The following is a 25,950-nucleotide window of genomic DNA, read 5'->3' as shown; positions in this document are numbered from 1 at the left end:
GACCTTCAGCGATGTTGACGGTCGAATCCCTCAAGAAGAGCTACGACGACACCTCGGGGCGCTCCGCCAAGCGCAAGTCCGACCAGGGCACGCGTGTGTACGCCGTCGGCGGGGTCGACTTCGAGGTGCACGAGGGCGAGTTGTTCACCCTGCTCGGCCCGTCCGGCTGCGGAAAGACCACCACCCTGCGCGCCGTGGCGGGCCTGGAACGCCCGACGGAGGGCCGGGTGACGCTCGGCGGCACCGTCCTGTTCGACTCCGACCACGGCGTCAACGTGCACGCCAACCGGCGCGGGCTCGGCATGGTCTTCCAGTCGTACGCCATCTGGCCGCACCTGTCGGTCTTCAAGAACGTGTCGTTCCCGCTGGAGGTGATGCCCCGCGCCAAGCGGCCCGGCCGCAAGGAGATCGAGGACCGGGTGGGACAGGCCCTGGAGGTCACCGAACTGGGCGCCTACTCCTCCCGGCCGGCCACCAAGCTCTCCGGCGGCCAGCAGCAGCGCCTGGCCCTGGCCCGCGCGCTGGTGACCCGGCCCGATCTGATGCTGCTGGACGAACCCCTCTCCAACCTCGACGCGAAGCTGCGCGAGTCGATGCGTTTCGAACTCAAGCGGCTCCAGCGGGAGCTGAACCTCACCGCGATCTACGTGACGCACGACCAGTCCGAGGCCCTGGTGATGTCGAACCGCATCGCCGTGATGAACAAGGGCCGTATCGAGCAGATCGGCAAGCCCCGCGAGATCTACACCAAACCGGCCACACGGTTCGTCGCCGAGTTCATCGGCACCTCCAACTTCATGGAGGCCAAGGTCGTCTCGGTGACGGGCGACGAGGTGGCGGTCGACACGGCACAGGGCCGCCTCCTGGCCCGCGGGGTGGAGGCGCCGCCCGCGGCGGGCGACACCGTGCTCATCTCCGTGCGCCCCGAGTGCGTCGACCTGTCCCGCGAGCGGCGGGGCGACGTGCCCAACGAGTGGGCGGGCACGGTCCTCACCCGCGCCTTCATGGGCGACGTCGTCGACCACATCGTCGGCGTCGGCGACCTGGAGATCCGCAACCGCTCCAATCCCAACCTGTCGATCGCGCCGGGCACCGAGGTGTACTTCTCGGTCCCCCCGGACAAGGTGACCCTCGTCCCGGTCGACTGACCGATGGCGATACCCGAGGTACTGCGCAACCGGGACTTCACCCTCTACTGGGGCGGCGTCGTCCTCTCCCAGATCGGGACCCGGGGCGCCGTCGCCGCCAACCTCTACCAGGTCTACCAACTCAGCGGCTCCACCGCCCAGGTGGGGCTCGTGGGCCTCGCCCAGGCGGTGGCGCTGCTGGTCCTGTCACCGGTCGGCGGGATCTACGCCGACCGGCTGGACCGGCGCCGCCTCCTCCAGGCCACGCAGGCCGTCGCCCTGGTGGTGTCGGCGGCCCTGGCCGCGATCACCCTGGCGGGCGCCGCCACGGTGTGGTCGGTCGTGGTCACGTCGCTGCTGGCGACGGCCGCCGCGACCTTCGACCAGCCCGCCCGGCAGGCGCTGATCCCCGCCATGGTGCCGCGCGAACGGCTCGTCGAGGCGTTCGCGCTGCTCAACCCCTCGCGCGAGCTGGCGGTCCTGGTGGGGCCCGCCTTCGCGGGCGTCCTGATCGCCGTCGGCGGGCCGGGGGCGGTGTACGTCTTCGACACGGTCACCTACGCCGTGCTGATCGTCGCCCTCGCCCTGCTGCGGGTGCCGCCGCCGGCCGGCGAGAGCCGACGGCGGTCGCTGCCGGGCGGCCTGCGCGAGGGCGTGCGGTACGTGTCGGACCGGCCCGTGGTCTGGCAGTTGATGGGCCTGGACATGACGGCCACGGTGTTCGGCGCCTACCGGGTGCTGCTGCCCGCCTTCGCCGCCGATGTCCTGCACGTGGGCGCCACCGGCTACGGGCTGCTCTCCTCGGCGCCCTCGGCCGGCGCGCTGATCGGCTCGGTCTGGGTGTTCCGGCTGGTGCGCACGGCACGCGCCGGACGGATCGTGCTGTGGGGCACGGTCGCCTACGGGCTGGCCGTGGTGGGGCTGGCGCAGTCACGCGCCTTCCCCGTGGCGCTCGTCATGGCCCTCGCCCTGGGGGCGGCGGACGCGGTCGCCACCACCGTCCGCCATGCCGCGGTCCAGGTCGAGACGCCCGACGCGCTGCGCGGCCGGGTCTCGGCCATCTACCAGATGTGCTCGCGCGGCGGCCCGGCGATCGGCGACTCGCTGATGGGCCTGGCGGCCGGCGCCCTCGGCCCGGTCCTGGCCCTGACCCTCGGCGGTCTGGTGCCGGCGGCCGTGTCGGGCGCGAGCGCGCTCCGCAGCCGCACGGTGCGCGACTACACCGTGCCGACGGTCCGGAAGACCACCTCCTGATCCTCCGACTCCCGTGACACCACAACCCGTTGGGAGACACGCTTGAGTACGCACACCACGACCGAGGTCACCCACTACCACGTACAGAAACGCCGGCGTGCCGCCTTCATCGAGGAGTGGCGGCGGAACCACCGCACCGTCGTGTCCGTCGACGACGTCGTGATGCACCCCACCGAGCGGGGCAGCCGCGTGGGGGTCTACGTGGGCGCCGACGGCGACCGGCCGACCCGGACCATGGACGCCCTGGCCCACGAGATGGACCCGGGGACCGTGACCACGGTGCACCGGCACTCCTGGGACGCCATGGTGTTCGTGGTGGCCGGCTGGGGCTGGACCGAGATCGACGGCCGGCGCGTCGACTGGGGGCCGGGCGACTCCCTGCACCTGCCGGCCTGGGCCTGGCACCGCAGCGGCAACGACGGCGCCACCACGACGCGCTGCCTCACCTTCTCCAGCGCGCCGCTGCTGGAGACGATGGGCATGGCGGCCATCGAGGACGCGGGCCACACCCCCGTCTCCGAACTGCCGCCCCGGCCGCCGTTCTCACCGGGCCGGGACGGCGCCGATCCGTACGCCACGCGGCTGCGGCGGCTCGCCCGCGACCAGGAGGCCCGCCGCTCGGGCCGGCTGCACACCAGTTGGGACGAGCTGGAGCTGCGCAACACCCCGCGCGGCACCCGGACCACCTTCCTGCTGGACCGCGCCATCGGCTACCAGGCGTCCGGCATCACCATGGCCATGTTCGAGATCGGTCCGGGCCGGGCCCAGTCGATGCACCGGCATCCGGGCGAGGCGTGGCTGTACGTCGTCGAGGGCGCGGGCGAGAGCTACCTGGGCGCCGAGCCGGAGGGCGGCGAGCGGCACCCGTGGAAGAAGGGCGACATCATCGTCGTCGACCACTTCCTGTGGCACCAGCACATCAACACCACGCCCGACGCCACGGCCAAGGTGGTGCGCGTCCACATGTTCGACAGCCTGCTGGAGACGATGCGCGCCCTGTGCGATCCGCTGGTGCTGTTCGAGGAGCCGCCGGACCACATCCGTGACGCCCAGGCAGGCGATCCGTCGACGATCCGCTGGCCGGCGCTCACCCGCCCCACGTGGCCGTGAACGGGGGCGACACGCGGTGAGCACCGCACTGCCGCACGGCGTCGCCGGTCTCCACGCGCTGCCCTCGGACCACCACGACGGCCCCTGGGACTCGGTGATCATCGATCCGCGGGTCAAGGAGAGGCTGCTGGCGACCGCCGTCCTCGTGCTCCGGCACGGGCGGCGGCTCGCGGGTTCGCCCGTGGCACCGCACGGTCTGGTGGTGCTGGCCGGACCGCCCGGCACCGGCAAGACGACACTGGCCCAGGGGCTCGCGCAGGCCGCGGCCCGCACCCTGGCCCCGCACGGGGCGACGACGCTGGTCGAGGTCGATCCGCACGCCTTTCCCAGCGAGCTGCTGGGCGAGAGCCAGCGCTCCGTCTCCCGCCTGTTCCGCGAGACGCTCCCCGAGCTGGCCGCGCGCAGGCCGCACACCCTGGTCCTCGTCGACGAGGTGGAGGCCCTGGCCGTACGGCGTCACGCGGCGTCCTTCGACACCAACCCGGTCGACGTGCACCGGGCCACGGACGCGGTGCTCAGCGGCCTGGACGCGTTGCGGGCCGCGCGCCCCGGCACACTGCTCGTCGTGACGACGAACTTCGCCGACGCCGTCGACGAGGCGTTCCTCTCCCGCGCCGACCTCGTCGTGCGCACCGGGCTGCCCGAGGAGTCGGTGGTCCCGCTGATCGTGGCCGACTCGCTGCGCGCCCTGGCCGCGCAGTGGCCCGAACTGGCCGCACTGGCCGAGGACCCGGCGGTGCACCGGCGGGTGGGCGCGCTCCTGGCCGGCCTCGACGGACGCCGTATCCGCAAGACCGTGCACGGGGCGCTCGCCCTGCGCCTGGAGACGGCCCGGGAGCCGGCCCGGCTGAGCGTCGAGGACCTCGTCGCCGCCGCGGAGGAGGCCGCGGCGCCACGCCCCTGAAGCGCCGCGCGGACGGCACGGCCCCGGCCCCACACCCTGCCGGAAGGGTGTGGGGCCGCGGTGTCCCGGTCCGTCAGGCGTGCCGCGCGCCCTGGTACTCGGGGGCGTCCTCCATGAAGTGCACCGTGTCGTAGCCGAGGTGCTTGAAGACGCGGTTCTGCGCCGACAGCACGCGCAGGGGGGTGCCGTCGTGGGCGAAGAGCCGGCAGACGTGGTTCTGCGGCACGTACAGCGTGTCGCCCTGGGTGATCTCGTGCCGGGTCGGTTCCTTGGCGATCCGCGCGTAGTACTTCTCGGCGATCTCCGCCTCGACCTCCCACTGGAGGGCGTACCCGCCGCCTTCGAGGACGTAGAACACCTCGTCGGCCATCTTCCAGTACTTGCCCGAACAACTGCCGGCCGGGATGTCGAGTTCGAAGGCGTCGACGGAGAAGATGCGGGCGTCGGTGCGTTCGGGCGAGGACATCACCCGCACCCGGCCGAGCGGGGTGTCCTCCCAGGTGGTGTCGGCCGGGCCGATGACCTTCTTGCGGTCCCCGACGCCGGGGGTCCAGATCCGCGACCAGTCCTCGCGGGGCCCGAACTCGGCCTCCCGCTCGACCGGGCCGCTGCGCCCCTGCTGGAGCAGGCCCATGAACATCCAGGTGCTCTTGGCCTTCACCACCAGGGCGGTGGCGGTCTCGTCGTAGGGGTTGAAGTGGCGGTGCACCGAGTCGGTGTGGACGAAGACGAGGTCGTCCGCGTTCCAGTCGTAGCGCTGGTCGTCGTGGATCTCGTAGCCGCGGCCCCGGAGGATGTAGAACGCCGCCTCGTTCTGGTGGCCGTGTCCGTGGTTGCTGGACCGGGGCGGCAGTTCGACGAAGTGGACCTGGATCGTCTGGGTGAGGAAGTCCTCGTCGCCCGGTCCCACCCTCCACCATGTCCGGGACTTCTCGCTGTCGCCCGAGTGGCCCACCTTCGCGTCGTCGACGACCACGGAGTCGTCGCGGACCCGCTCGACGGCGAGTTGCCTCCGCCGGAAGTCGTCGAGCCCGTACGTCTCCGAGGTCAGACCGCGGACGAAGACTCGTCCCTTCTTGCCCATGCTGCCTCCTGTGCTGCCCGAAGCGCTCTAAACGCCTTATGGTCTAACCATAATGCCTTCAGTCGTGGCACAAAAGAGCCCCGGACCCGATCGGGCCCGGGGCTCGGCGCTCTCGGACCGGCTACTTCCGGCCGTCGCCCTTCACCCGGGACGCGGTCCGCTTCAGATGGGTGCGCATGATCTCCGTCGCCTTTTCCGCGTCGCGCGCGGCGATGGCCTCGACGAAGCCGCGGTGCTCCTTCGATCCGTGCTGCCCCATCTGCGGCTCGATGCTCTGCGCCTCGCGCAGGCTCATCAGCAGCGGACCATGGAAGGACTGCACCAGCATCTCGATCGCGGCGTTGTGCGTGCACGCGGCGACCCGGGTGTGGAAGTCCGCGGACATCTCCATGGTGTACGTGCCCTGCTCGATCGCCTCGGCGTGCTGGTCGCACAGGGCGCGGAGCGCGTCGAGGTCCTCCTCGGTGGCGCGTTCGACGATGAGCGGCACGATGCCCAGCTCGAACACGAGGCGGGACTCGGTGACCTCCGCGGCGGTCACCGGCGACAGCGACAGCAGGTCGGCGAGTCCTTCGCCGACCCGGCGGGAGGACGGCGACGTCACGAACGATCCGCCCCGGGCGCCGAGCCGGATCTCGACCAGCCCACTGGCCTCCAGGCTGCGCAGCGCCTCCCGCACGGTCACCCGGCTCACGCCGAACTGTGTGCACAGATCACGCTCACTCGGCAGCCGGTCACCGGGCTGGAGCCGCTCCTCCCTCAGGAGCGTCCGGATCTGGTCGACGATCAGCTGAGAGACACGGCTGGAGGAGACCGTCTTGAACAGCCCTCCGGCCGGGGAGGCCGGCTTGGCGCGGTTCTCGGCTCCGGTCTCAGCGCGCTGAGCCTGGCTGGGTCGCGGTTGCATGTGCGCATTGTCCCACGCCTTGCCGCCTCATTGACGCCTCTCATCACAATGGCTTAAAGTCATACCAACAGACCTATCGACGCGACGCATCCAAGGGGTGGGCGAAGCCGGATGGAGCCCTACGAAGCCCTGCGAGAACGCGTCGGCCGTCGCCTGCCGGGTGCTCGCCGTCACCGGCCTCGTCGAGCACATCCTGGGCCATGTCAGCGCCCGGACCGGCCCCGACGGCCTCCTGGTCCGCGGACGCGGGCCCGCGGAGCGGGGACTCGCCTTCACCGTCGTCGACGACGTGCGACAGGTCTCCCTCGACGGCACCGGTACGGTCCCCTCCGGCTGGAAGACGCCGAGCGAGCTGCCCATCCACACGGAGATCATGCGGTCACGGCCGGAGGTCACCGCCGTGGTGCACGCCCACCCGCCCGCCGTGGTCGCGGCCTCCGTGGCGGACCTGCCCTGGCTCCCCCTCACCGGTGCGTACGACATCCCGGCCGCCCGGCTCGCGCACGACGGCATCCCCGTCTGGCCCCGCTCGGCCCTGATCCGCCGGCGCGACCTGGCCGAGGAGATGACGGCCACGCTCGGGGACCGCCCGGTCGTGGTGCTGCGGGGCCACGGACTCGTCGCCGTCGGCACCGGCGACCCCGCCCACGCCGTCGCGGAAGCCGTGACCCGGGCGGTGGCGGTGGACTCCCTGGCCCGCACGATGCTGGCCGTCACCGCCACCGGCGCCCCCCTGCGCCCCGTACCCGACGAGGACATCGACGAACTACCGGACCTCGGCCCGGCGTTCACCGTCACCTCGATGTGGCGCCACCTCACAACCCGAGCCGAACACGAAGGCCCCGGGACACCTTTGCGGGCCTGAGTGGCCCGGCACCGGCCTGGCGCGGGTACCGCTGGGAGAGCCGGGACGTCGGCTGGGGCCGCTATGGCAGGTCCTTGCGGCCCAGCCAGGCCGGTTTGACCGGGACTCCGTCCGCGTACCACTCGTCCTGCTGTTCCGCGGGCCCGGCCGCTGCCGCGCTCGGCTTCTCCGCCGTCACCGGTTCCGGGGCGACGGGCGCGGCCGGCTCCTCCGCCGCCGCGGGGTCCGGGGCACTGGGCGCGTCGGAGTCCTCCAGCAGCTCCGCCACCGTGAACCGGGTGACGAACGACTGCCACGCCCCGTCCACGACGAGCAGGAACCCGTCACTCCACCGCAGGAGCCGACGGCGCTTGGGGCTCATGGGGTGCTCGGGTGTGTGCCGTCGTGCCCGGCGCTCCAGCTCCGCGAGCGCCTCCTCGCGCGATCCGGTGAAGTGGGCCACCACGTACGCCTCGGTGTGCTTGCGTTCCCTGAAACCCACGGTGGTTTCGACGATCAGTCCCCATGTCGTCGTCATCTCCGGCCGCTCCCCGCTCACTTCGCGCTCCCCTGCCCGTTCGTCCTCTACGCCGCGACGGTACGGGACGTGACTGTCCGGCATGGACGAGGTGGTGTACGGGCGTACGGCCGTGACCCGGCGGGGCGTTTACCGGTTCGTCCTGCACGAGCAACAGGGTGGTGGTACGGCATGGCAGCGCAGCCGGGTCCCGGGATTCCCCCGGGCAGCGAGGCGGACGGCACGGACGAGGTCGCGGACCTGTTCCGGGCCCTCGGCCGGCAGATCAAGGTCGCCCGAGAGCGGGCCGGACTGAGCCAGAAGGAGTTGGGCGACCGCATCGGGTACGGCGAGGAGACCATCTCGTCCGTCGAACGGGCCCGGCGGACGCCTCAGCCCGAACTCCTCCTCGCCGTCGACCACTTACTGGACTGTGGCGGCCTCCTCGCCTCCGCGGCGGAGGACGTCGAGCGGGCGAAGACCCGGCGCCGGGTGCGGCATCCGGAATGGTTCCGGGACTACGCCCGTCTGGAGGCGGAGGCGGTGGAGCTGTGCTACTTCGCCAACCAGGCGGTTCCGGGCCTGTTCCAGACCCAGGAGTACGCGCGGGCCGTCTTCGCCAGTCGACAGCCCTTCTTCGACGAGGAGACCATCGAGCACCGGGTGACGGCGAGGATGGCGCGGCAGGAACTGATGACCCGATGGCCACCGCCGACGGTGAGCGCCATCATCCAGGAGGGCATTCTGCGCCAGCCCTTCGGCGGGGCGGCGGTGCGGCGCGGGCAGTTGGAACAGCTCCTTCGGCTGGGCCGGTTGCGCCACGTCGAACTCCAGGTCATGCCGACCGCGAGCGAGGACCACGCGGGGATGGGCGGCCCGTTCACACTGCTCACCCCGAAGGGCAAACCCCAGGTCGCCTATCTGGAGGTCCAGCACTTCAGCCGTCTCATCACTGACGCGGAAGAGGTACGTGTCCTGGCCGCGAAGCATGGCAGCATCCGAGGGCAGGCACTCACCCCCCGAGAGTCCTTGCGCCTGCTGGAGAAGATGCTGGGAGACCTATGAACACCGAACAGTCCGCACGGCTCAACTGGTTCAAGAGCAGCTACAGCGGTGACGAGGGAGGCGAATGCGTCGAGGTCGCCGCCGGTGACCTCGCCATACGCGTACGGGACTCCAAGGAGCGCGGTGGTCCGCTGCTCGCGTTCACGCGGAGCGCGTGGTCCGGGTTCGTCGCCGACCTGGCCCGAGAGGGGAGCTGACCCGCCGTATCCCGGTGGCGGTCCCGGCACCGCCCGGCCCCGTCACCGGACTCCGGTGCCTCTCGTCCACCGGGGGACCGGCGCTGTCAGTGGGCGCTGGGAGCATCGGGGGATGACGGATATCGCGGGGTTCGACTGGGGGTCCTTCCTGTTGCGGTGGAGCGAGGAGTGGGTGGACTCGCTCGCGGAGGGGGAGGAGCGCCCAAAGGGGCGGTGGCTGGGTTTCCCGGGCGCGTCCGAGGGGCGGATCGTCGCCATGGAGGAGCGGCTCGGCCGTCGGATGCCGCCGTCGTACCGGGAGTTCCTCAAGGTCACCGACGGGTGGCGGGAGGCGGGCGGGTTCGTCTGGCTGCTGGCGGGGACCGCGGACGCGCGGTGGCACGACGACGCCTACGGGCACGCGGAGGAGTTCGAGCGGTACCTCGACGAGGACGCCGGACCCGAGCAGCGGCGGGAGGTGGAGATCTGGCGGAGCGGCCTCCAGCTCGACGTGGAGTCCGACATCACCCACGTGCTCATGGACCCCGAGGACGCGGACGAGGACGGAGAGTGGGCCGTCTACACGTGGGCCAGTTGGCTGGCCGCGCCGCCCAAGCGGTACGCGAACTTCCTGGAGTTCATGCGGGGCATGCACCGGCAGTTCCACAACCTGCGGGCCGGCCGCAGGGAAGAGGGAAGCCCCGAGTTCGCCAACGAGACGACGCGGACGCTGGACGCCCAGGTGGAGGCGGCCCGGCTGGAGGCGCTGCGCGGCGGCTGGGAGCGGGCCGGGCAGGCTCTGGACGAGGCGAAGGAGTACGGCAGGCCGCGCGCCGCCGGGCTGGGCGACCAGATACGCCGTCTGCTCGGTCAGACCTCCGTGGCGCGCTTCCCTGACCTGGTGACGGACCCGAGGTACGCGCCCGATCTGCTGCCCCCGCTCGTCGCCGAGCACGCGGCGCACTCGTACCGGAGCGACTCCACGCTGGTGTTCGACCTGGCGGGAGCCGACGACACCCTGGTGGCGGCGGCTCACGCCACGCTGGAGCAGGTGCGGAACCGCGCGTACCGGTACACGGCGTCCGGTCCGTTCGGCGAGGCGGTCGAGCAGGCGCGGGAACTGGCGCGGTGGGGGGACAGCGACGGGGCGTGGCGGACGCTGATGTGTGCCGTACCCCGGTGGGAGCCGTTGGGCCCGGACCACCTGGCGCCGCTGGGGTGGCTGGCCGACCCGCTGCTCGGGCCGCTGCTGACCCCGGAGCGGGGGCGCGAGCTGCTGTCCACCCCGAGGGGTGGGCAGTCCGGCGAGGCACCGGAGCCGGCGGCCGGGGCCGACCCGGGCGGTCTGGCATGGCTCGCGGAGCCGGACGCGGGCAACAGCCATACCGCTTACCGGTTCGTGCTGGTGGAGGGGGTGGAGCCGGAGGGCTTGCCCGGACTCCTGGCGGACGGGGACGCCGCCGTACTGAGCGAACCCCTGACCTTCTCGGAGGCGCGGGGGAAGGCGCTACGGTCCCAGCGGGAGTTCTCGTCCTTCGACGACCGGGCTCTTGTGGCGGTCGGGCGGGCCGGCTCCGGCTGGAGCTTCGCCTTCGACGGGGAGCCCGCCCCCTTCGACGCGCGGCGGCTGGTCTCCCCGGCCGGGGGCGCCGGGGCGGGGACCCGCGCGGTGGTGGTGTGGTGTGGGCTGAGGACAGGGCTCGGGGCGCCGTTCTTCCACCTCTCGGTGACGGAGGACGGGGTCGAGCGGTACGCCTTCACGTACGCGGACGGTGCGGTCCGGCGAAGCGGGGCGATACCGGAGGCGCTGGACCCGGACCGGTTCTCCGATGACGTCGAGGGAGCGGAAGGGACGCTACTGGAGGCGGTGGCCGGGGAGTTCGGGGTCGGGTTGCCGCGTCATGCGCTGTTGAAGGGGCGGTTGCACACGTTCACCACCCGTTCCTGGAGCCGGCCGCCGAGGGACGGGGAGTCGTACGCGGTGGTCCGCATCGGCTGAAGCGCCGCTCGACGGCTCCCCGGGCGGTCCGGGCCGTGCCGGGGCCGTGCTCCGGCGGGTTCGCTCCGGGTGGAGGGGGACCTGCCGGGAACGCGGCTTCGGCCGGGGCGTGTTCAGGGTGCCGGGGTCACGCCGACGCGTGCCCGGTCTCCTCGGCGCGGCCCTTGATGCCGGCGAAGTCGGCCACGGCACCGATCAGGCAGAGGACGCCCGTCCCGGTGAGTTCGTCGTACAGCGTGGAACCGGCCTTGCCGACGATCACGGTGACCAGGACGCAGGTGCCGAGCGCGCCGCCGATCCGCAGCATCGTGGACTGTGGCCCGGACGCCACGCCACCGTCGTCGAGGTGGTGCACGACACCTGGCAGGCGATCGGACGGCACGCTTAGGTTAGCCTTGCCTCATGGCGAAGAGTCGGCGGTTGGTGCCGCAGAATCCCCGGATGTTCCGTGCCCGTGTCGTGCGGAGTGAGCGCGTGTCGCCGTCCTTGCAACGGGTGACCGTCGGCGGCGAGGACCTCGGCGAGTTCGCGTGGCTGGGGTACGACCACTGGTTCCGGCTCTTCCTCCAGCTTCCGCACCAACGGCGACTGCGCCTGCCGGAGTTCACCGGGTCGTCGTGGTGGCAGCCGTATCTGGCGATCCCCGAGGAGGAGCGCCCGCACTGCTCCAACTACACCGTCGCCGGTTTCCGGGCGCAGGCGGCGGAGATGGACATCGACTTCGTGGTGCACCACGGGCCGACCGGCGAGATCGAGGGGCGGGCCGCGATCTGGGCCTGCGCCGCCCGGCCGGGGGACGCGCTCGCCGTGCTCGACCAGGGGCTCCTGTTCGACTGCCCGCCCGACGCCTCCGAGGTCGTCATCGTGGCCGACGAGACCGGGCTGCCCGCCACCGCCGGCATCCTGCGCTCCCTGCCCCGCGAGACCGTGGGCCGCGTCATCCAGGAGGTCCCCACCGAGGGCGACCGGCGCCCGCTGGACGGGCCGGACGGTGTCGCCGTCTCCTGGATCGTGCGGGAGGACCGGCGTTCCGTGCCCGGGACCGCCGCCCTCGGCGCGCTGCGCCGGCTCACCGCCGCCGACGCGGCCGGGTACGCCTTCGTCGTCGGCGAGTCGACCCTCGCCACGGAGGGCCGCCGTCATCTGCACCGGCTCGGCCTGCCGAAGGACCGCATCACCTTCTCGGGCTTCTGGCGCCACGAGGCGACGGCTCAGGCGGCCTGATCCCCCCCGGCGCCCTCGCCCCGCCCTCACCGGCCGCCGTCCCGTGCGGTCAGGCAGCAGTCGCCGCAGGGGCGGCCGGCCGGGGCGCGGTAGTAGAGGCAACAGCTCCGGCGGCGGAAGGCGAGGTCGGCTCCGGTGAGCCGGCCCGTGCCGGTGAGCGGCGGCCTGCCGAGCAGGTCGGCCGTGAGGGCGGTGAGCCCCTCGCGCCGGTCGGGGTGGGCGGCGAGCAGGGCGCGGGCGGCTTCGGCGAGCGCGGAGGCGGCGTTGCCGTCGAGCAGGCGGTGCGCGATCCGCAGGTGGGGACCGGCCGCGAACGCCCGTAGGTGGTGGTGGACTTGGCCGGCGAGCGCACCGGCGGGGTCCGGGAGGGCGGCGGCGTGCCAGCCGGCGGCGCGGGGCAGGCGCAGCGCCGGTCCGTCGTCGGCGCGTTGCAGCGCGGCGAGGTCCGGGACGATGCCGTGGACGAGTACGCAGGCCAGGGCGGGTGACCACAGCCGGGCGACGTGTCCGAGGTGGGCGATGGAGAGCCCCACGCGGGGCTCCGGCGCGCGGTGGCGCTCGGCGACCGCGCGGGCCAGGTCGGCGAAGCCGCGGGCGTAGGAGGCGCCGACGGGGTGCCAGCCCTCGGCGGGGCCGCCCACCGTCAGGGCGAAGAAGCCGCCGTACCGGGCGACGTCGGCCAGGGCGGCTCCGACGGCCGCCTCGTCGGCACGGGCGGCGGCGGGCGGGGATGCTGACGCGGCGGCGGGCAGGGACGCCCCCACGGCGACGGACAGGGACGCTCCCCCGGCGACAGGCGGGGACACCGACACGGCGGCGGGCGGGGACGCCCCCACGCCGGCCGGCGAAGGCACTGACGCCGCGGCGGGCCCGGACGCTGACACGGCGCCGCCTCAGCGGGCCGCGCGGCGCGGCGGCGTGAAGGCGTACAGGTCGAGGATGTCGGGGCGGTCCGCGATGCCGGGGCCGCCCGCCCGTATCCAGGCGAGGATGTCCTCGGTGGCGTACGCGTCGTTGACCAGGCCCAGCCAGACGGGGCGGGCGCCCGCCGCGCGGCCGGCGGCGGAGGGCTGGACCACGATGACGTTGGCCTGGTCGCAGACGTCCAGGCAGGTGGAGACGCGGACGGGGACCTCCGCACGCAGGCGCGCGGTCTGGGCGGCGTGGTCGCCGCTCACCTTGGGGGTGCCGCAGCAGCAGTCCCGGCAGACGACGACCCGGCAGGGCGGGGTGCCGTACGCGGTGTCGGCTGCGGAGGGGGCGGCGGGGGCCGCCTCGCCCGGTGACGCGGGCATGGCGCATCGTTCCTCTCCCCGGGGAGATCCGCCCCGGCGTCCGTGGAGGAGGCGACCGCGTGAGTCTCCTGGCTCTCGGGTCGATGCTCGCCCCGGCCTTCCGGCCCGCGGGTGTGCGGGCCGTGGCCTCGAACGGGGTCCGCTCGCCGATCACAGTGGCGGGACCGCGCCGGTTTTCCACCGGCTTCCTCGGTTCGCCGTCGCCTTGTCGCGGGCCATCCTCGCATCCGGTACGGCACCGCGTCATCAGGGTGGGGTGCCGTACCGGCGATGCGGGCCGGGGGACGGCCTGGGCGGGCCGACCCCGCCGCGAAAGGAGGAGCCCGTGCGGCGCGGCGGTCAGGACCGTGCCGCACGGGCGGTTGTGGGGGTCGGCCGGAGCGCTTGCCGAGGGCCCGGCCGGCCCGGTTCAGGTGGCCTGTGGCCCGCCCCGTGTGGTGATCCGGGTGACCGCTTCGAGGGTCAGGGCGCGGTCGTGCGGTTCCCGGTCCAGGGCCCGGTGCAGGGTCAGTCCCTCGATGAGGGCGTCGAGCTGGCGGGCCGTGTCCGGGTCGAAGTGCGCCTCCAGGCGGACCCGGCTGTGCCGCATCCAGGTGTGGGTGAGTTCCCGGTAGGAGGGTGAGCGGGCGGCGAGGGTGTACAGCTCCTGGGTGAGGACGAGGTCGCGCCGGCTGCCCTCGGACAGGGCGTGGACGAGGTCGGCCACCGCCTCGCGGGCCCGGTCCTGGTCGGCGATGCCTTCGAGGTGGGTGTCGAAGACGGCGACGATGTGGTCGATGAACCGGCCGAACGCCTCCCGCAGCAACTGGTCCATGCCGCTGAAGTGGTACGTCATCGACCCCAGCGGCACATCGGCGCGCTGGGCGATCCTCCGGTGGGAGACCCGCGCGATGCCCTCCTCCGCGATGAGGTCGAGGGTGGCGGCGATGATGCGTTCGCGGCGCTGGGGGTCGGTGTGTCCGGTGGCCATGGCAGCCGGCTCACAGGGTCCGGACGGTACGGGCCGGGTTGCCGACGGCGACGACGCCTGGCGGCACGTCCTTGGTGACCACCGCGCCGGCCCCGACGACCGAGTCGTCCCCGATGGTGACGCCGGGCAGGACGATGGCGCCGCCGCCGATCCAGACGTTGTCACCGATCACGATGGGCCGGGCCGCCTCCAGCTTGTCCCTGCGCGGCCCCGGCTCCAACGGGTGGGTCGGGGTGAGCAGTTGGACGTTCGGGCCGATCTGGCAGTCCTCGCCGATGGTGATGGCGGCGACATCCAGCGCGGTCAGGTGGTAGTTGACGAAGGTGCGGGCGCCGATGGTGATGTTGGTGCCGTAGTCGACGTACAGGGGCGGCCGGACCTGCGCCTCCTCCCCCAGCGAGCCGAGGAGTTCGGCGAGCAGCGGCCGGGCGGCGTCCGCGTCCTCGGCGAAGGCGGCCTGGTACCGGGCGGCCAGCCGCACCGCCCGCTGCTGCATGCGGGCGATCTCGGGGTCGTCGGCGATGTAGAGGTCGCCCGCGCGCATGCGTTCGAGGTGGGTGCGCGGGTCCCCGGCGAAGTGGTCCTTCGGCATGCGTACGACCGTACACCCGGGAGTGTACGTACGTACACTCCCGCGCCGCGTGTCGTCACGGCCCCCGCCCCCGCTCCCGCCGTCACGGCACCCCGGCCCGACCGCCACCATCACGGCACCGACACCCCGGCCCGACCGCCGCCCTCGCGGCGCCCGCGCACCCGACCGCCGCCCTCGCGGCCCCCGCGCACCCGCCCTCACGCCCGCCGGGAGCGCAGCACCCCCGCCAGCGACACGACCAGGAGCCCGGCGAGGGGCACCACGAGCAGGCCGGCCCTGAGGCTGGTGGCGTCGGCGACCAGGCCGACCAGCGGCGGCGGCAGCAGGAAGCCCAGGCGCATGAGCCAGGAGACGATGGTCAGCCCCGAGCCGGGCTTGAGGCCGGGCAGCGAGTCGGCCTCGTGCATCGCGGCGGGGACGAGGGTGGCGACGCCGAACCCGGCGGCGGCGAAACCGAGGACCGTCCCGGGCACCGTCGGCACCGCGAGCGCCAGCCCCATGCCGGCGGCGACGATCAGGCCGCCGGAGCGGGCCACGGCGCGCTGGCCGAACCGGTCGACGAGCCGGTCGCCCATCAGCCGGCCGACGAACTGGGCGCCGACCAGGGCGATGTAGCCGGAGGCGGCCACGGCGGCGGTCGAGCGCAGGGAGTCGGAGAGGTAGAGGGCGGCCCAGGAGTTGCCGGCGTCCTCGACGACGGTGCCCGCGGTGGCGATCAGGACCAGGGCGGTCAGCACCCAGGCGACCGGCCGGCCCGGCGACGCGACCCGCCCGGAGGGGCCGGCGGCGCTTTCGGGGGCGGGCTCCCCGTCGGTCCCGGTCTCCGGCCCGGGGAGGCAGAAGCGCAGGGCGACACAGGCGGCGGCCACGAACAGCACGCCCGAGACGAGGAGATGGGGCCCCCTGGCCGCGCCGAGGGCGATCGCCGCGGCGGCCATGGCGCCGCCGGTGACGGCGCCGACCGACCAGATCGCGTGGAAGGAGTTGATGATGGAGCGCCCGTAGCGGCGCTGGACGCGCAGGCCGTGGGCGTTCTGCGCGACGTCGGTGATGGCGTCCATCGCCCCGGCGAGGAACAGGGCCGCCGCGAACACCGCGACGGAACCGGCCAGTCCGGCCGCGAGGATGCCCACGGCGGTGAACAGCGTGCCCGCGACGGCCACCCTTGCCGAGCCGAAGCGGCGGACGAGGACCCCGGCCGCCAGCCCGGCGGCGATGGCGCCGGTCGGGAACGCCGCGACGGCCAGCCCGTAGGCCGCGTTGCCGATGCCGAGATCCGCCTTGATCTGCGGATACCTCGGCAACAGGTTGGCGAACAGCGCCCCGTTGGTGAAGAACAGCACGGCCACGGCCACGCGGGCCCGCCGGTCGGCCAGGGTGGGCCGCCGCAGCGTCTCGACAGTCATGAGCGGGACCCTACCGGCAGAGCGTACGAACGTACGCTCCAGGTGGGCAGGGTCACACGGGGCGGGCTCCGGGCCGGGCGCCGCGGCTCAGCGGCCTCCGGCGGGCGGGTCGGCGAGGACGCCGTGGAGCAGCCCGGTGGACTGGCCGACCTCGATGAGGTAGCCGTCCGGATCGCGCAGGTAGCAGCGGATCTCGGCCTTGCGGTCGATGGGCGGGGTGAGGAACTCGGCGCCCAGCGCGCTCCATTCGCGGTAGCAGCGCTCGATGTCGGCCACGCGCAGGTTGAGGAAGCTCGTGGCCGTCCGCGGGTCGTCGGGCGGGTGCAGGGTGACGTCGGGCTTGTCGGGGGTGGGCCCGCCGCCCGGGTTCATGATCAGCCAACTGTTGGCCAGCCTGACGATGCAGGGGTTCTCGTCGAGGACCACTTCCCCGCCGAGGACCCCGGCGTAGAAGTCACGCGAGCGCGGCACGTCGGCCACGGTGAGGAAGTGCGTGAGCAGCATCCCCGACTCCGGTGCGGGCAGGTCGTCACGGCGCATGTCTGACTCCCGGCGTTCTCGGTGATGGTTCCCGTCCATCATGGAACCCCGCCCACCGGCCCGAAAGCCGATCACCGGGCGCGGCCGGCCGGCGCGGCGGCGCCGTGGCGGTGGGGCCGGGTGCCGGGCCGGCGTCCGCGCCGGGTCGGGCCCCAGGGCTTGAGCAGCGAGATCACGGTCATGAAGACGTACGCGGTGAGGGAGACGAGCGGTCCGGCCAGTACGTCGGTGGTCCCGGGCAGCGGTTCGCCCGCGGCGACGGCCGCGACGGCGGCGTTCACGCCGGGGCGCAGGGCGAAGGCGGTCGCGGTGGTCGTGGCGAGCGTCAGCCAGAACTTGGTCCACACCCACCGGTGGCGGGCCAGCCCCCAGGGTGTGCCGAGGGCCAGCACCAGGCCCGAGGCGAGGGTCAGGAGCGCCACGGGGAGCAGCAGCAGGTCGGCGAAGAGCTTCATGGCCCAGAGGCCGGCCTCGGCGGTCGCGGCGGAGCCGGTGGTGGTCGCGGTGAGGGCGAGCGCCAGCAGGCCGAGCGTGAGGCCGAGCCAGGCGGCTGAGGCGACGACGTGGACGGCGAGGGTGGCCCGGCGTACGGGACGGCTGAGTGTCACGGCCCCCACGGTGCCGGGGACGGGCCGCGGACACGTCCGGCGGCGGGAGTAACCGCGACTACCGTCGGGGGCGTACGTACGGGGGCGGCGCGGGCGCTCCGCTCGGGGCGGCGTCCTCGGCCGGGCCCCGCCCGCGCCACGCCGCCGGCGCCGTGTGTCACGGCCGGTCCACCGTCGGCCCTCCCGGCCTGCGTCCTGCCCGGGGGCGCCTTACGCTGGCGAACGGGCCTGTCCGCACCGCCCGCACCGCCGTATCCGACACCCCCATCCCCGACTCCAGGGAGCCGTCATGCGTCTGCCCGTCGAAGCCCGGCATGTGGCGCCGCGCCTGGCCACCGGGGCGTTCATCCTCAACTCCGGCCTGGTCAAGCGCAAGGCCGACGAGGAGACCGCCGCGCAGTTGCACGGCATGGCGACGATGACGTACCCCTTCCTCGGCAAGCTGTCGCCGTCGGCGTTCGTGAGGCTGCTCTCCGCCGGGGAGATCACGCTCGGGGCCGCGCTGCTGCTGCCGGTGGTGCCGACCGTCGTGGCCGGCGCCGGGCTGACCGCCTTCTCCGCCGGGCTGCTGGGCCTGTACCTGCGCACCCCCGGGATGCGGCAGGAGGGCAGTCTGCGCCCGACGCAGCAGGGGACGGCGCTGGCGAAGGACGCGTGGATGTTCGGCATCGGGCTCGGGTTCGTCACCGACGAGATCGCTCGCGGCTCCTGCGGGTCGCGCCGGTCGCGCGGGTCCGGCCGGAAGCGCCGCTCCTGCCGGTCCCGCTGAGGCGGCGGGGGCGCGGCAGGCCCTCCTGCACCAACCGCGTGGTGTCCTCCCGGTCCGGTCGGGTGGTCCGGACCGGACCGGGAGGAGCCGGAGGCCGCGGCCGGTTCAGGCGGGGAAGCCGACCGCGTGGGTGTCCATGAACTCGCGGACGCCCTCGACGCCCATCTCGCGGCCCATGCCGCTGTGGTCGAAGCCGCCGAAGGGGGCGCGCTCGTCCAGGTGGGCGGCGCCGTGCGCGTTGACGAAGGTGTAGCCGGTGCGCAGCCGGGCCGCGACGGCCGCCGCCCGGTCGAGGTCCTGGGTCCACACCGAGGAGCACAGGCCCGACCAGGTGTCGTTGGCCCGGCCGATGACCTCGTCCTCGTCGTCGAACGGCAGCACCGGCAGGGTGGGCCCGAACTGCTCCTCGACGACCACGCGGGCGTCGTCGGCCGGGTCGAGCACCAGCGAGGGCCGCAGGAAGGTGCCCCGGCTCAGCTCCTGGCCGTCGGCGGCCTCCCCGAACTCGCGGACCTCGGCACCGGCCGCGCGCACCTCGTCCAGCAGTTCCCGTACGTAGGCGCGCTGGGCGGCGCTGTGCAGCGGGCCCATGGTGACGCCCTCGGCGAGCCCGTGGCCGAGCCGGACCTCGGCGAGCTGGGCGGAGAGGCCCTCCACGACCTCCTCGTAGCGGGAGCGGTGGACGTAGAGCCGCTTGGTGGCCATGCAGATCTGGCCGGTGGAGTCGAAGGTGCCGGTGAACAGGCGCCGCATCGCCTCGGGACCGAGGTCGGCGTCGGCGAGCACCAGGGCGGGATCGTTTCCGCCCAGTTCCAGGGCGACCCGGGTGAGGGACTCGGCGGCCATCGCCATGATCCGCCGCCCGCCGAGGGAGCTGCCGGTGAAGCAGACCTTCTTGACCCGGTCGTCCTGGATCAGCGGGGCGCCGATCTCGGCGTCGGTGCCGGTGACCACGTTGAGCACGCCGGGCGGCAGCGCCCGCGCGACCATCTCCACGGTGCGCGTGGTGGCCAGCGGCGCGGTGGGCGGCGGCTTGACGACGACGGTGTTGCCCGCGAGGAGCGCCTGCGGCAGCGCGGCGGCGAGGATCGCCAGCGGCCAGTTGAAGGGCACGATGATCGTCACGACGCCGAGCGGCAGGTAGGAGACCTCGGTGCGGTACGGCGGGGCCGGCAGGGTGGTGACCCGCTCGACCTCCTCGGCGAGGTCGGCGGCGAGGCGGAAGCGGTGCTCGAAGACGAGGGAGTCGACGAAGGACTCCATCCGGATCTTGCCGTTCTCGCGGGTGAGGATCTCGGCCGTGGCCGGGCGGTCGGCCTCCAGCGGGGCCAGGGCGGCGGTGAGCAGTTCGGCGCGTTCCCGGGCGCTGCGGGCCGCCCAGGCGGGGAAGGCCCGGTGGGCCGCGGCGACGGCGGCGGTGGCCTGGGCGGCGTCCGCGGCGGCGGCGAGCCCGACGACCGACTCGCGGTCGGCCGGGTCGACGACGCGGAGCGTCTGTCGGGTCTCGTGCGTCTCGCCGTCGATGTAGAGCCCGGTTCTGATCTCCGGGAGCTGGGCGAGCTGGTCCAACGGTGCCATCGGCGTACCTCCGGTCGTCGCACGGGAGGGGCGGGGCGTGGGATCGGCCGCCTCCCGGCTGGCGTCGGGCCACCGTAACCGCGAGCACGGCCGGGGGCCCCCGGGCATTGGACCCGTTCCTTCCGGGCCGTTGCGGCAGGTGCGACCGAGACATCCGACGTAGATCGGGGCCTCGCGCTCGGCCGGGGTCAAAACGGCTTGTAACGTGCGCGGCTCCCGGGGTGCGTCGGCCCCCGGGGTTTTCCCGATCCCCTGGAGGACGCCATGCCCACCGTTCGCGCCATCACGTACGACCTGTTGCGGACCTGGGGGCTGACCACCGTGTTCGGCAACCCGGGCTCCAACGAACTGCCGTTCCTGGACGGTTTCCCGGCGGACTTCCGGTACGTCCTCGGGCTGCACGAGGGCGCGGTCCTGGCGACGGCCGACGGCTACGCGCAGGCCACCGGGCGTCCGGCGCTGGTGAACCTGCACTCGGCGGCCGGGCTGGGCAACGCGATGGGCAACCTCGCCAACGCGCACGCCTCGCGGACCCCGCTCGTGGTGACCGCGGGGCAGCAGGCCCGCGCGATGATCGGGCTGGGTTCGGTGCTCGCCGAGCCGGCGATGACCCGGGTGCCGGAGCCGCACGTGAAGTGGTCCTTCGAACCGGCCCGCGCCCAGGACGTGCCGCGGGCCCTGTCGGAGGCGTTCCACCTGGCCACGCTGGCGCCGGCGGGCCCGGTGTTCGTGTCGCTGCCGATGGACGACTGGGCCGCCGAGGTGGCGGAGCACGAGGTGGCCCACCTGGCGGGGCGCCGGGTGCGGTCGGTGGGCGCCGCCGGGCCGGAGGTGGTGGCGGAGCTGGCCGGGCGGCTGGAGCGGGCCGCCTCCCCGGCGCTGGTGGTGGGCCCCGAGGTGGACGACGAGCGGGCCTACGACCGGGTGGTGGCGCTGGCCGAGCGGCTGGGGCTGCCGGTGTGGGTGGCGCCGACGCCGCCCCGGTGCCCGTTCCCGACCCGGCACCCGCTGTTCCGGGGGGTGCTGCCGCCGAGCATCGCGGGGGTCGCCGAGCGGCTGTCCGGCCACGATCTGGTGCTGGTGCTGGGCGCCCCGGTGTTCCGGTACCACGCCTACCGGCCGGGGCCGTGGCTGGCTGAGGGCACGGAGCTGGTGGCGGTCGGCTCGGACCCGTACGCGGCGGCGCGGGCCGCGTTCGGCGACGCGCTGGTGGGCGATGTGGCCGCGGTCACGGGCCAGTTGCTGGAGGCGCTGGGACCCGAGCCGGAGCGGCGGCCGGCCGGCGAGGCACCGGGAGCCGGGGAGCGGGCCGGCGCGGACGTGCGGACGGCGGCCGGCGCGGACCCGGCGCGGGCGGTGGCGCCGTTCACCGCGGACCAGGTGTTCGCGCTGATGGCGCGGACGCTGCCGGCCGGGGTGCGGCTGGTCAACGAGTCGACGTCGAACACCACGCAGTTCTGGCACCACCTGGAGCTGGACCGTCCGCGCGGCCTCTTCTTCCCCGCCGCCGGGGGCCTCGGCTTCGGGCTGCCCGCGGCGGCCGGGGTGGCGCTGGCGGACCCGTCCCGGCCGGTGGTCGCCGTGCTGGGCGACGGCGCGGTGCAGTACGGCGTAGCCGGGCTGTGGACGGCGGTGCGGGAGAACCTGCCGGTCACGTTTGTGGTGATGCGCAACGGCACCTACGGGGCGCTGCGCGGCTTCGTCGACCAGCTCGGCGTGGAGAACGCGCCCGGCCTGGACCTGCCCGGACTCGACGCGGTGCGCACGGCGCAGGGGTACGGGCTGCCCGCCCGGCGGATCACCGACGGCGCCGAACTCGCCGCCGAACTCGCCGCCGTGGCACCGGGACGCGGGCCCCGGCTGCTCGAACTGCCCCTCGTCCACGAGACCCGTCCGCTGGGCTGACCGGCCGCACGAATGTGCGGTGCGACACATGACGTAGGCGTCATGCCGCAGAAGACCCGCGACGCGGCAGCCGTCCTCACTTACATTCCCTGAACGAGCGAGTCCGGACACCGAGTCCGGCCTCACCGCGCGGCGCCGCGGAGCCGGCACACCGGCGACCCGCCGGCCTCCGCGCGGGCCGTGCGCCGGTGTCGCCGCCCGACCCGGGCCCCGGTCGGCCGCTTCGGCCGCCCACCGACCGGGGCCCGGACTCGCTCGCCCCAGCCCGTCGTGAGACCTCACCGTCCCGGGAGGACTCACCCTCACCCTGCCGTCCGGCGTTTCGGAGGAGTACCCGTCGTGACCCCTTCACCCAGCACCACGTCAACCAAGAATAAAAAGGGCATATTCGCGGCCAGTTTCGTCGGCACGTCGATCGAGTGGTACGACTACTACATTTTCGGTACCGCCGCCGCGCTGGTCTTCGGTGACCTGTTCTTCCCCGGGTTCTCCCCGGTGGCCGGCACCCTCGCCGCCTTCGCCACCTTCGCCGTCGGCTTCATCGCCCGGCCGCTGGGCGCCGCGGTCATCGGCCACTACGGCGACCGGATCGGCCGCAAGTCGATGCTGGTGCTCACGCTGCTGCTGACCGGTGGCTCGACCTTCCTCATCGGTGTGCTGCCCACCTACGCGGCGATCGGCGTCGGTGCCCCGCTGCTGCTGGTGGCCCTGCGGCTGATCCAGGGCTTCGGCGTGGGCGGCGAGTGGGGCGGTGCCATCCTCATCGCCACCGAGCACGCCTCACCGCGCCGCCGCGCGCTCTACGGCAGCTTCGCGCAGTTCGGCCTGCCGATCGGCGTGCTCACCTCCAACCTGGCGTTCCTGCTCGTCTCCAGCCTGGGCGACGACGCCTTCCGCTCGTACGGCTGGCGCATCCCGTTCCTGGTCAGCGCGCTCATGGTCGTGGTCGGCTTCATGGTGCGCTCGCGGCTCCAGGAAGCACCCGAGTTCGAGAAGGTCAAGAAGGAGCGCAACGTCAGCAAGGTGCCGGTGGCCGAGCTGTTCCGCCGTCAGCCGCGCAACCTGATCCTGGCCTCCCTCGCCTCCATCGCGCCGCCCGCGGTCGGCTACACCGTCATCGTCTACATGCTCACCTACGGCACCCAGCAGGTCGGCTTCGAGCGGAACACGCTGCTGACGCTGATCCTGCTGTCGACGGTGGTGTGGGTCATCGCCATCGCGCTCTCCGCGCTCGCCTCGGACCGGTTCGGCTCGAAGCGCGTCTACACCATCGGCACGCTCACCGCGGCGCTGTGGCCGATCCCGATGTTCGCCATGGTCAACACCGCGAGCGTCGGCATGGCGCTGGTCGCCTTCATGATCGCGGCCATCGTCCAGGGCATCATGGCCGGTGCGCAGGGCGGCCTGTTCACCGAGATCTTCGACGTCAAGGTCCGTTACAGCGGCATCTCCATCGCCTACCAGATGGGTGGTGTGATCGGCGGTGCCGTGACGCCCATCGCGCTGACCGCGCTCTTCAGCGCGTACAACTCCTCCACCGTCATCGCCTGCTACGTCTCCGCCCTCTCGACGGTCAGCCTGGTGGCGATCCTCGGTCTGCGCGGCGGGGCGGCGCCCGGTCCCGACAGCGAGACGGAGACCTCCGCCACCTCCGTCCCGAGCGGGACGACCGCCTGACCCGTGCCGGTCCGCTGCGCGGGGACCCGCACGTCCCGCCGCCCCGGACCGGTACTCCCCCCACGGCCGACGGCCGGCGCCCCTCTCGGGCACGCCGGCCGTCGGCCGTGCCGCGTGCGGGGGCCCGCGACGGATGACGTAGCGGCGGCGGGACAACGCTCCGCGCGGGTCCGGTCATTCGCGCGTTACCGGATCTTCTCCCGCTCCCTAACGTCGGTGCCGTCACCATCCCGGCCGCCACGACGGCCCCGGCGGCCGGCCACACACCCGGGCCGGCCCCGGCAGGGCAGGCACCGCCCACCCCGTACGGGCTGCACACCCCCAGCCGCGCACCCCCCCTGAACCCGAACCACCGATTCACCGAACCCCGAACCACCGAAGGGTGATCACCCCATGAGCACGTTCGTCCTCCTCCACGGCGCCTGGCACGGCGGCTGGGCCTGGCAGCGCGTCGTCCCGGCACTGCGCGCCGCCGGTCACGAGGTGCACACCCCCACGCTGACCGGCCTCAGCGACCGCGCCCACCTGCTGACCCCGCAGGTCGGCCTCTCCACGCACGTCCAGGACGTCGTCGCGCTGCTGGAGGCACACGACCTGCGGGACGTGGTCCTCGTCGGGCACAGCTACGCGGGCCAGGTCATCACCGGCGTCGCCGACCGCGTGCCGGAGCGGCTGGCCCGCCGCGTCCACCTGGACGCCTTCGTCGGCGACGACGGCGAGGCCGCGATCGACCTGCTGCCCGAGACCGTCGCCGGCCACTACCGGGAGGCGGTCGCCGGACCCGGCTTCGGCTGGCTCGTGCCGGTCCGGCCGCTGGAACGGCTCGGCGTGAGCGAGCAGGCCGACCTCGACTGGCTCTCGCCTCGGCTCACCCCGCACCCCTGGCTCACCTACACCGAGCCGCTGCGGCTGACCGGCGGCGCCGACCGGGTGCCGGCCGTCTTCGTCGAGTGCGTGGACTGGATGCGGGTCTTCACCGCGCACGCCGAGCGCGCCGCCGCCCGCGGCTGGCCGGTCCACGAGATCGCCACCGGGCACGAGGCCATGGTCACCGCCCCGGACGAGCTGGCCGCCCTGCTGCTCGACATCGCCGCGGCCTGAGCGCCGGGCACCCCGCCCGCACCGTGTACAAGGAGGAGGAAGAGCCGTGGAGTTCCTGGTCCGCACCGAGAACCTGCTGCCGCCGGACACCCCGGACGAGGTCCGCGAGGAACTGCGCCGGGGTGAGCGCGTCCGCGCCATGGAGCTGCGGGAGGCGGGCGTGCTGAAGCGGCTGTGGCGCGTGCCGGGCCGCAACGCCACCGTCGGCCTGTACGAGGCGGAGGACCCGGCCGCGCTGCACGAGGCGCTGGTGTCGCTGCCGATGTGGAAGTGGATGGACGTCACCGTGGAGGCGCTCGCCACCCACCCGCAGGAGAGGTGACCGGCCCCCGGCACCACGGAAGGGGCCCCCTCGGCGAGGGGGCCCCTTCCGGCGTCCCGCCGGCGGCCGTTCAGGCAGCCGCCGCCCGGCCCGCGGCCGACACCACGCGGACCGCGTCCGCGGAGGCGGCCACGTCGTGCACGCGTACGCCCCACACTCCGGCCCGCGCCGCCAGGACCGTGGTCGCCAGCGTCGCCGCGTCCCGCGACCGGGCCGTGGACCGGCCCGCGCCGCCGGTCAGCGCCGAGGCGAGGAACCGCTTGCGGGAGGCGCCCAGCAGCACCGGCGGCCCGAGCGCCGCCAGGACGTCGAGGCGGGCGAGGAGTTCCCAGTCGTGGCCGGCCAGCTTGGCGAAGCCCAGGCAGGGGTCGAGGATCAGCCGCCCGGCGTCCACCCCGGCCGCGACGGCGGCGTCGGCGCGGGCCAGCAACTCGGCGCGGACCTCGGCGACCACGTCGTCGTAGACGGCCCCGGCGTACATGTCGCGGCTGGCGCCGCGCCAGTGGCCGATCACCCAGGGCACGCCGGCGCCTGCCACCACCCGGGCCATCGCGGGGTCGGCGAGGCCGCCGCTGACGTCGTTGACCAGCGCGGCGCCCGCGCCGACGGCGGCCTCGGCCACGGCGGCGCGGGTGGTGTCCACGCTGACCCGGACGCCGGCCGCCGCCAGTTCGGCGACGACCGGCAGCACCCGGCGGGCCTCGGTTGCCGCGTCGACCCGGACGGCGCCGGGCCGCGTGGACTCGCCGCCCACGTCGACGTAGTCGGCGCCGGCCGCCCACAGGGCGAGCCCGTGCTCCACGGCGGGGGCGGTGGCGGCGTACCGGCCCCCGTCGGAGAAGGAGTCGGGCGTGACGTTGAGGACGCCCATCACCACGCAGCGCCCCGGGCGGGGCACCGTGTGCGCGCCGGGGGGTGCCGGTGCGGTCGTGTCGACGGACATCGGGGCGCTCCTCGTGCTGGGGGTCCGGGTCGC

Annotated in this window: 27 protein-coding genes and 1 riboswitch; of the genes, 14 read left to right on the top strand and 13 right to left on the bottom strand. The window is 74.0% G+C overall.

Going from position 1 to position 25,950, the window contains the following annotated elements; all coding sequences use genetic code 11:
• The first annotated feature begins 11 nt into the window (after positions 1-11).
• Genes J5Y05_RS05645 through J5Y05_RS05630 form a run of 4 tightly spaced genes read left to right on the top strand, consistent with a single transcriptional unit; the run spans position 12 to position 4,395 of the window.
• Positions 12-1,148: an ABC transporter ATP-binding protein gene (locus tag J5Y05_RS05645; RefSeq protein ID WP_210868686.1), complete on the top strand. Its 1,137-nt coding sequence runs from the start codon at positions 12-14 to the stop codon at positions 1,146-1,148.
• A gap of 3 nt (positions 1,149-1,151) precedes the next feature.
• Positions 1,152-2,381 (top strand): MFS transporter, encoded by a 1,230-nt coding sequence (locus J5Y05_RS05640; RefSeq protein ID WP_210868684.1) that lies wholly within the window; start codon positions 1,152-1,154, stop codon positions 2,379-2,381.
• Positions 2,382-2,423: 42 nt separating this feature from the next.
• The gene (locus J5Y05_RS05635; RefSeq protein ID WP_210868682.1) at positions 2,424-3,491 is read left to right on the top strand and encodes a cupin domain-containing protein; all 1,068 of its coding nucleotides are present in this window, start codon (positions 2,424-2,426) and stop codon (positions 3,489-3,491) included.
• Positions 3,492-3,507: 16 nt separating this feature from the next.
• Positions 3,508-4,395 (top strand): AAA family ATPase, encoded by an 888-nt coding sequence (locus tag J5Y05_RS05630; RefSeq protein WP_210868680.1) that lies wholly within the window; start codon positions 3,508-3,510, stop codon positions 4,393-4,395.
• Between the two features lie 73 nt (positions 4,396-4,468).
• On the opposite strand, the gene J5Y05_RS05625 is transcribed toward J5Y05_RS05630, so the two are convergent.
• Together J5Y05_RS05625 and J5Y05_RS05620 are read right to left on the bottom strand one after the other, a co-directional pair.
• A complete protein-coding gene (locus tag J5Y05_RS05625; RefSeq protein WP_210868678.1) occupies positions 4,469-5,479 on the bottom strand; it encodes a cupin domain-containing protein in 1,011 nt (336 codons plus the stop codon).
• 121 nt (positions 5,480-5,600) lie between these two features.
• Positions 5,601-6,386 (bottom strand): FadR/GntR family transcriptional regulator, encoded by a 786-nt coding sequence (locus J5Y05_RS05620; protein WP_210868676.1) that lies wholly within the window; start codon positions 6,384-6,386, stop codon positions 5,601-5,603.
• A 97-nt stretch (positions 6,387-6,483) separates the two neighbouring features.
• Between J5Y05_RS05620 and phtC the strand changes: the two genes are divergently transcribed.
• A complete protein-coding gene (gene phtC / locus J5Y05_RS05615; protein ID WP_210868674.1) occupies positions 6,484-7,251 on the top strand; it encodes a 3,4-dihydroxyphthalate decarboxylase in 768 nt (255 codons plus the stop codon).
• A 61-nt stretch (positions 7,252-7,312) separates the two neighbouring features.
• On the opposite strand, the gene J5Y05_RS05610 is transcribed toward phtC, so the two are convergent.
• The gene (locus J5Y05_RS05610) at positions 7,313-7,768 is read right to left on the bottom strand and encodes a hypothetical protein (RefSeq protein ID WP_210868672.1); all 456 of its coding nucleotides are present in this window, start codon (positions 7,766-7,768) and stop codon (positions 7,313-7,315) included.
• Positions 7,769-7,939: 171 nt separating this feature from the next.
• Here J5Y05_RS05610 and J5Y05_RS05605 point away from each other — a divergent pair, with 171 nt between their 5' ends.
• From J5Y05_RS05605 to J5Y05_RS05595, 3 genes are all read left to right on the top strand, one after another.
• The gene (locus J5Y05_RS05605; RefSeq protein WP_210868670.1) at positions 7,940-8,812 is read left to right on the top strand and encodes a helix-turn-helix domain-containing protein; all 873 of its coding nucleotides are present in this window, start codon (positions 7,940-7,942) and stop codon (positions 8,810-8,812) included.
• On the top strand, positions 8,809-9,009 hold the full coding sequence (locus tag J5Y05_RS05600; RefSeq protein WP_210868668.1) for a DUF397 domain-containing protein: 201 nt from the start codon (positions 8,809-8,811) through the stop codon (positions 9,007-9,009). The genes J5Y05_RS05605 and J5Y05_RS05600 overlap by 4 nt, the downstream gene beginning before the upstream one ends.
• A 112-nt stretch (positions 9,010-9,121) precedes the next feature.
• The gene (locus J5Y05_RS05595) at positions 9,122-10,987 is read left to right on the top strand and encodes an SMI1/KNR4 family protein (protein WP_210868667.1); all 1,866 of its coding nucleotides are present in this window, start codon (positions 9,122-9,124) and stop codon (positions 10,985-10,987) included.
• A 127-nt stretch (positions 10,988-11,114) separates the two neighbouring features.
• Here the strand turns inward: J5Y05_RS05595 and J5Y05_RS05590 are convergent, their stop codons facing one another.
• Positions 11,115-11,369: a hypothetical protein gene (locus J5Y05_RS05590; protein ID WP_372450458.1), complete on the bottom strand. Its 255-nt coding sequence runs from the start codon at positions 11,367-11,369 to the stop codon at positions 11,115-11,117.
• Between the two features lie 20 nt (positions 11,370-11,389).
• On the opposite strand from J5Y05_RS05590, the gene J5Y05_RS05585 reads away from it, so the two are divergent.
• On the top strand, positions 11,390-12,211 hold the full coding sequence (locus J5Y05_RS05585) for a siderophore-interacting protein (protein WP_210868665.1): 822 nt from the start codon (positions 11,390-11,392) through the stop codon (positions 12,209-12,211).
• A 26-nt stretch (positions 12,212-12,237) separates the two neighbouring features.
• On the opposite strand, the gene J5Y05_RS05580 is transcribed toward J5Y05_RS05585, so the two are convergent.
• From J5Y05_RS05580 to J5Y05_RS05550, 7 genes are all read right to left on the bottom strand, one after another.
• On the bottom strand, positions 12,238-12,963 hold the full coding sequence (locus tag J5Y05_RS05580) for a (2Fe-2S)-binding protein (protein WP_210869730.1): 726 nt from the start codon (positions 12,961-12,963) through the stop codon (positions 12,238-12,240).
• A gap of 141 nt (positions 12,964-13,104) precedes the next feature.
• The gene (locus J5Y05_RS05575) at positions 13,105-13,506 is read right to left on the bottom strand and encodes a (2Fe-2S) ferredoxin domain-containing protein (RefSeq protein WP_247614042.1); all 402 of its coding nucleotides are present in this window, start codon (positions 13,504-13,506) and stop codon (positions 13,105-13,107) included.
• A gap of 62 nt (positions 13,507-13,568) precedes the next feature.
• Positions 13,569-13,696: riboswitch (cobalamin riboswitch) on the bottom strand.
• A gap of 219 nt (positions 13,697-13,915) precedes the next feature.
• Entirely contained in the window at positions 13,916-14,476 is a 561-nt protein-coding gene (locus tag J5Y05_RS05570) for a TetR/AcrR family transcriptional regulator (RefSeq protein ID WP_210868663.1), read from the bottom strand.
• Between the two features lie 10 nt (positions 14,477-14,486).
• Positions 14,487-15,068: a sugar O-acetyltransferase gene (locus J5Y05_RS05565; protein WP_210868661.1), complete on the bottom strand. Its 582-nt coding sequence runs from the start codon at positions 15,066-15,068 to the stop codon at positions 14,487-14,489.
• A 197-nt stretch (positions 15,069-15,265) separates the two neighbouring features.
• On the bottom strand, positions 15,266-16,474 hold the full coding sequence (locus tag J5Y05_RS05560; protein WP_210868659.1) for an MFS transporter: 1,209 nt from the start codon (positions 16,472-16,474) through the stop codon (positions 15,266-15,268).
• An 87-nt stretch (positions 16,475-16,561) separates the two neighbouring features.
• Complete coding sequence (locus J5Y05_RS05555; RefSeq protein ID WP_210868657.1) at positions 16,562-17,014, bottom strand: VOC family protein; 453 nt, start codon at positions 17,012-17,014, stop codon at positions 16,562-16,564.
• Between the two features lie 71 nt (positions 17,015-17,085).
• Positions 17,086-17,622, bottom strand: a complete 537-nt coding sequence (locus J5Y05_RS05550; RefSeq protein ID WP_210868655.1) for a DUF2269 domain-containing protein — start codon at positions 17,620-17,622, stop codon at positions 17,086-17,088.
• A 289-nt stretch (positions 17,623-17,911) separates the two neighbouring features.
• On the opposite strand from J5Y05_RS05550, the gene J5Y05_RS05545 reads away from it, so the two are divergent.
• Entirely contained in the window at positions 17,912-18,391 is a 480-nt protein-coding gene (locus J5Y05_RS05545) for a hypothetical protein (protein WP_210868653.1), read from the top strand.
• Between the two features lie 105 nt (positions 18,392-18,496).
• Here J5Y05_RS05545 and J5Y05_RS05540 read toward each other — a convergent pair whose 3' ends face one another.
• Positions 18,497-19,969, bottom strand: coding sequence for an aldehyde dehydrogenase family protein (locus J5Y05_RS05540; protein ID WP_210868651.1), 1,473 nt, complete (start codon positions 19,967-19,969; stop codon positions 18,497-18,499).
• A 264-nt stretch (positions 19,970-20,233) separates the two neighbouring features.
• Here J5Y05_RS05540 and mdlC point away from each other — a divergent pair, with 264 nt between their 5' ends.
• The 4 genes from mdlC to J5Y05_RS05520 all read left to right on the top strand — a co-directional run bounded on the left by mdlC (position 20,234) and on the right by J5Y05_RS05520 (position 24,974).
• Entirely contained in the window at positions 20,234-21,874 is a 1,641-nt protein-coding gene (gene mdlC / locus J5Y05_RS05535; protein ID WP_210868649.1) for a benzoylformate decarboxylase, read from the top strand.
• A gap of 339 nt (positions 21,875-22,213) precedes the next feature.
• Positions 22,214-23,551: an MFS transporter gene (locus J5Y05_RS05530; RefSeq protein ID WP_210868647.1), complete on the top strand. Its 1,338-nt coding sequence runs from the start codon at positions 22,214-22,216 to the stop codon at positions 23,549-23,551.
• Between the two features lie 393 nt (positions 23,552-23,944).
• Positions 23,945-24,652 carry an alpha/beta hydrolase gene (locus J5Y05_RS05525; RefSeq protein WP_210868646.1) on the top strand — a complete coding sequence of 236 codons (708 nt, stop codon included), beginning with the start codon at positions 23,945-23,947 and terminating at the stop codon, positions 24,650-24,652.
• A 46-nt stretch (positions 24,653-24,698) separates the two neighbouring features.
• On the top strand, positions 24,699-24,974 hold the full coding sequence (locus J5Y05_RS05520) for a muconolactone Delta-isomerase family protein (RefSeq protein ID WP_210868643.1): 276 nt from the start codon (positions 24,699-24,701) through the stop codon (positions 24,972-24,974).
• A gap of 70 nt (positions 24,975-25,044) precedes the next feature.
• On the opposite strand, the gene folP is transcribed toward J5Y05_RS05520, so the two are convergent.
• Entirely contained in the window at positions 25,045-25,917 is an 873-nt protein-coding gene (folP, locus tag J5Y05_RS05515; protein ID WP_247614041.1) for a dihydropteroate synthase, read from the bottom strand.
• Between the last annotated feature and the right edge of the window lie 33 nt (positions 25,918-25,950).

Origin of the sequence: Streptomyces tagetis (genome assembly GCF_018069565.1) — a bacterium.
GTDB classification, from domain to species: Bacteria; Actinomycetota; Actinomycetes; order Streptomycetales; family Streptomycetaceae; genus Streptomyces; species Streptomyces tagetis.
The sequence above is the reverse complement of the archived record's forward strand: the minus strand, read 5'-3'. Positions and strand labels throughout refer to the sequence as shown.

Excerpts from the sequence above, each read along its gene's own strand:
- J5Y05_RS05645 (WP_210868686.1), top strand. The coding sequence starts at position 12 with ATGTTGACGGTCGAATCCCTCAAGAAGAGCTACGACGACACCTCGGGG.
- J5Y05_RS05640 (WP_210868684.1), top strand. The coding sequence starts at position 1,152 with ATGGCGATACCCGAGGTACTGCGCAACCGGGACTTCACCCTCTACTGG.
- J5Y05_RS05625 (WP_210868678.1), bottom strand. The coding sequence starts at position 5,479 with ATGGGCAAGAAGGGACGAGTCTTCGTCCGCGGTCTGACCTCGGAGACG.
- J5Y05_RS05620 (WP_210868676.1), bottom strand. The coding sequence starts at position 6,386 with ATGCAACCGCGACCCAGCCAGGCTCAGCGCGCTGAGACCGGAGCCGAG.
- J5Y05_RS05610 (WP_210868672.1), bottom strand. The coding sequence starts at position 7,768 with ATGACGACGACATGGGGACTGATCGTCGAAACCACCGTGGGTTTCAGG.
- J5Y05_RS05605 (WP_210868670.1), top strand. The coding sequence starts at position 7,940 with ATGGCAGCGCAGCCGGGTCCCGGGATTCCCCCGGGCAGCGAGGCGGAC.
- J5Y05_RS05600 (WP_210868668.1), top strand. The coding sequence starts at position 8,809 with ATGAACACCGAACAGTCCGCACGGCTCAACTGGTTCAAGAGCAGCTAC.
- J5Y05_RS05595 (WP_210868667.1), top strand. The coding sequence starts at position 9,122 with ATGACGGATATCGCGGGGTTCGACTGGGGGTCCTTCCTGTTGCGGTGG.
- J5Y05_RS05585 (WP_210868665.1), top strand. The coding sequence starts at position 11,390 with ATGGCGAAGAGTCGGCGGTTGGTGCCGCAGAATCCCCGGATGTTCCGT.
- J5Y05_RS05575 (WP_247614042.1), bottom strand. The coding sequence starts at position 13,506 with ATGCCCGCGTCACCGGGCGAGGCGGCCCCCGCCGCCCCCTCCGCAGCC.
- J5Y05_RS05570 (WP_210868663.1), bottom strand. The coding sequence starts at position 14,476 with ATGGCCACCGGACACACCGACCCCCAGCGCCGCGAACGCATCATCGCC.
- J5Y05_RS05565 (WP_210868661.1), bottom strand. The coding sequence starts at position 15,068 with ATGCCGAAGGACCACTTCGCCGGGGACCCGCGCACCCACCTCGAACGC.
- J5Y05_RS05560 (WP_210868659.1), bottom strand. The coding sequence starts at position 16,474 with ATGACTGTCGAGACGCTGCGGCGGCCCACCCTGGCCGACCGGCGGGCC.
- J5Y05_RS05555 (WP_210868657.1), bottom strand. The coding sequence starts at position 17,014 with ATGCGCCGTGACGACCTGCCCGCACCGGAGTCGGGGATGCTGCTCACG.
- J5Y05_RS05545 (WP_210868653.1), top strand. The coding sequence starts at position 17,912 with ATGCGTCTGCCCGTCGAAGCCCGGCATGTGGCGCCGCGCCTGGCCACC.
- J5Y05_RS05540 (WP_210868651.1), bottom strand. The coding sequence starts at position 19,969 with ATGGCACCGTTGGACCAGCTCGCCCAGCTCCCGGAGATCAGAACCGGG.
- mdlC (WP_210868649.1), top strand. The coding sequence starts at position 20,234 with ATGCCCACCGTTCGCGCCATCACGTACGACCTGTTGCGGACCTGGGGG.
- J5Y05_RS05525 (WP_210868646.1), top strand. The coding sequence starts at position 23,945 with ATGAGCACGTTCGTCCTCCTCCACGGCGCCTGGCACGGCGGCTGGGCC.
- folP (WP_247614041.1), bottom strand. The coding sequence starts at position 25,917 with ATGTCCGTCGACACGACCGCACCGGCACCCCCCGGCGCGCACACGGTG.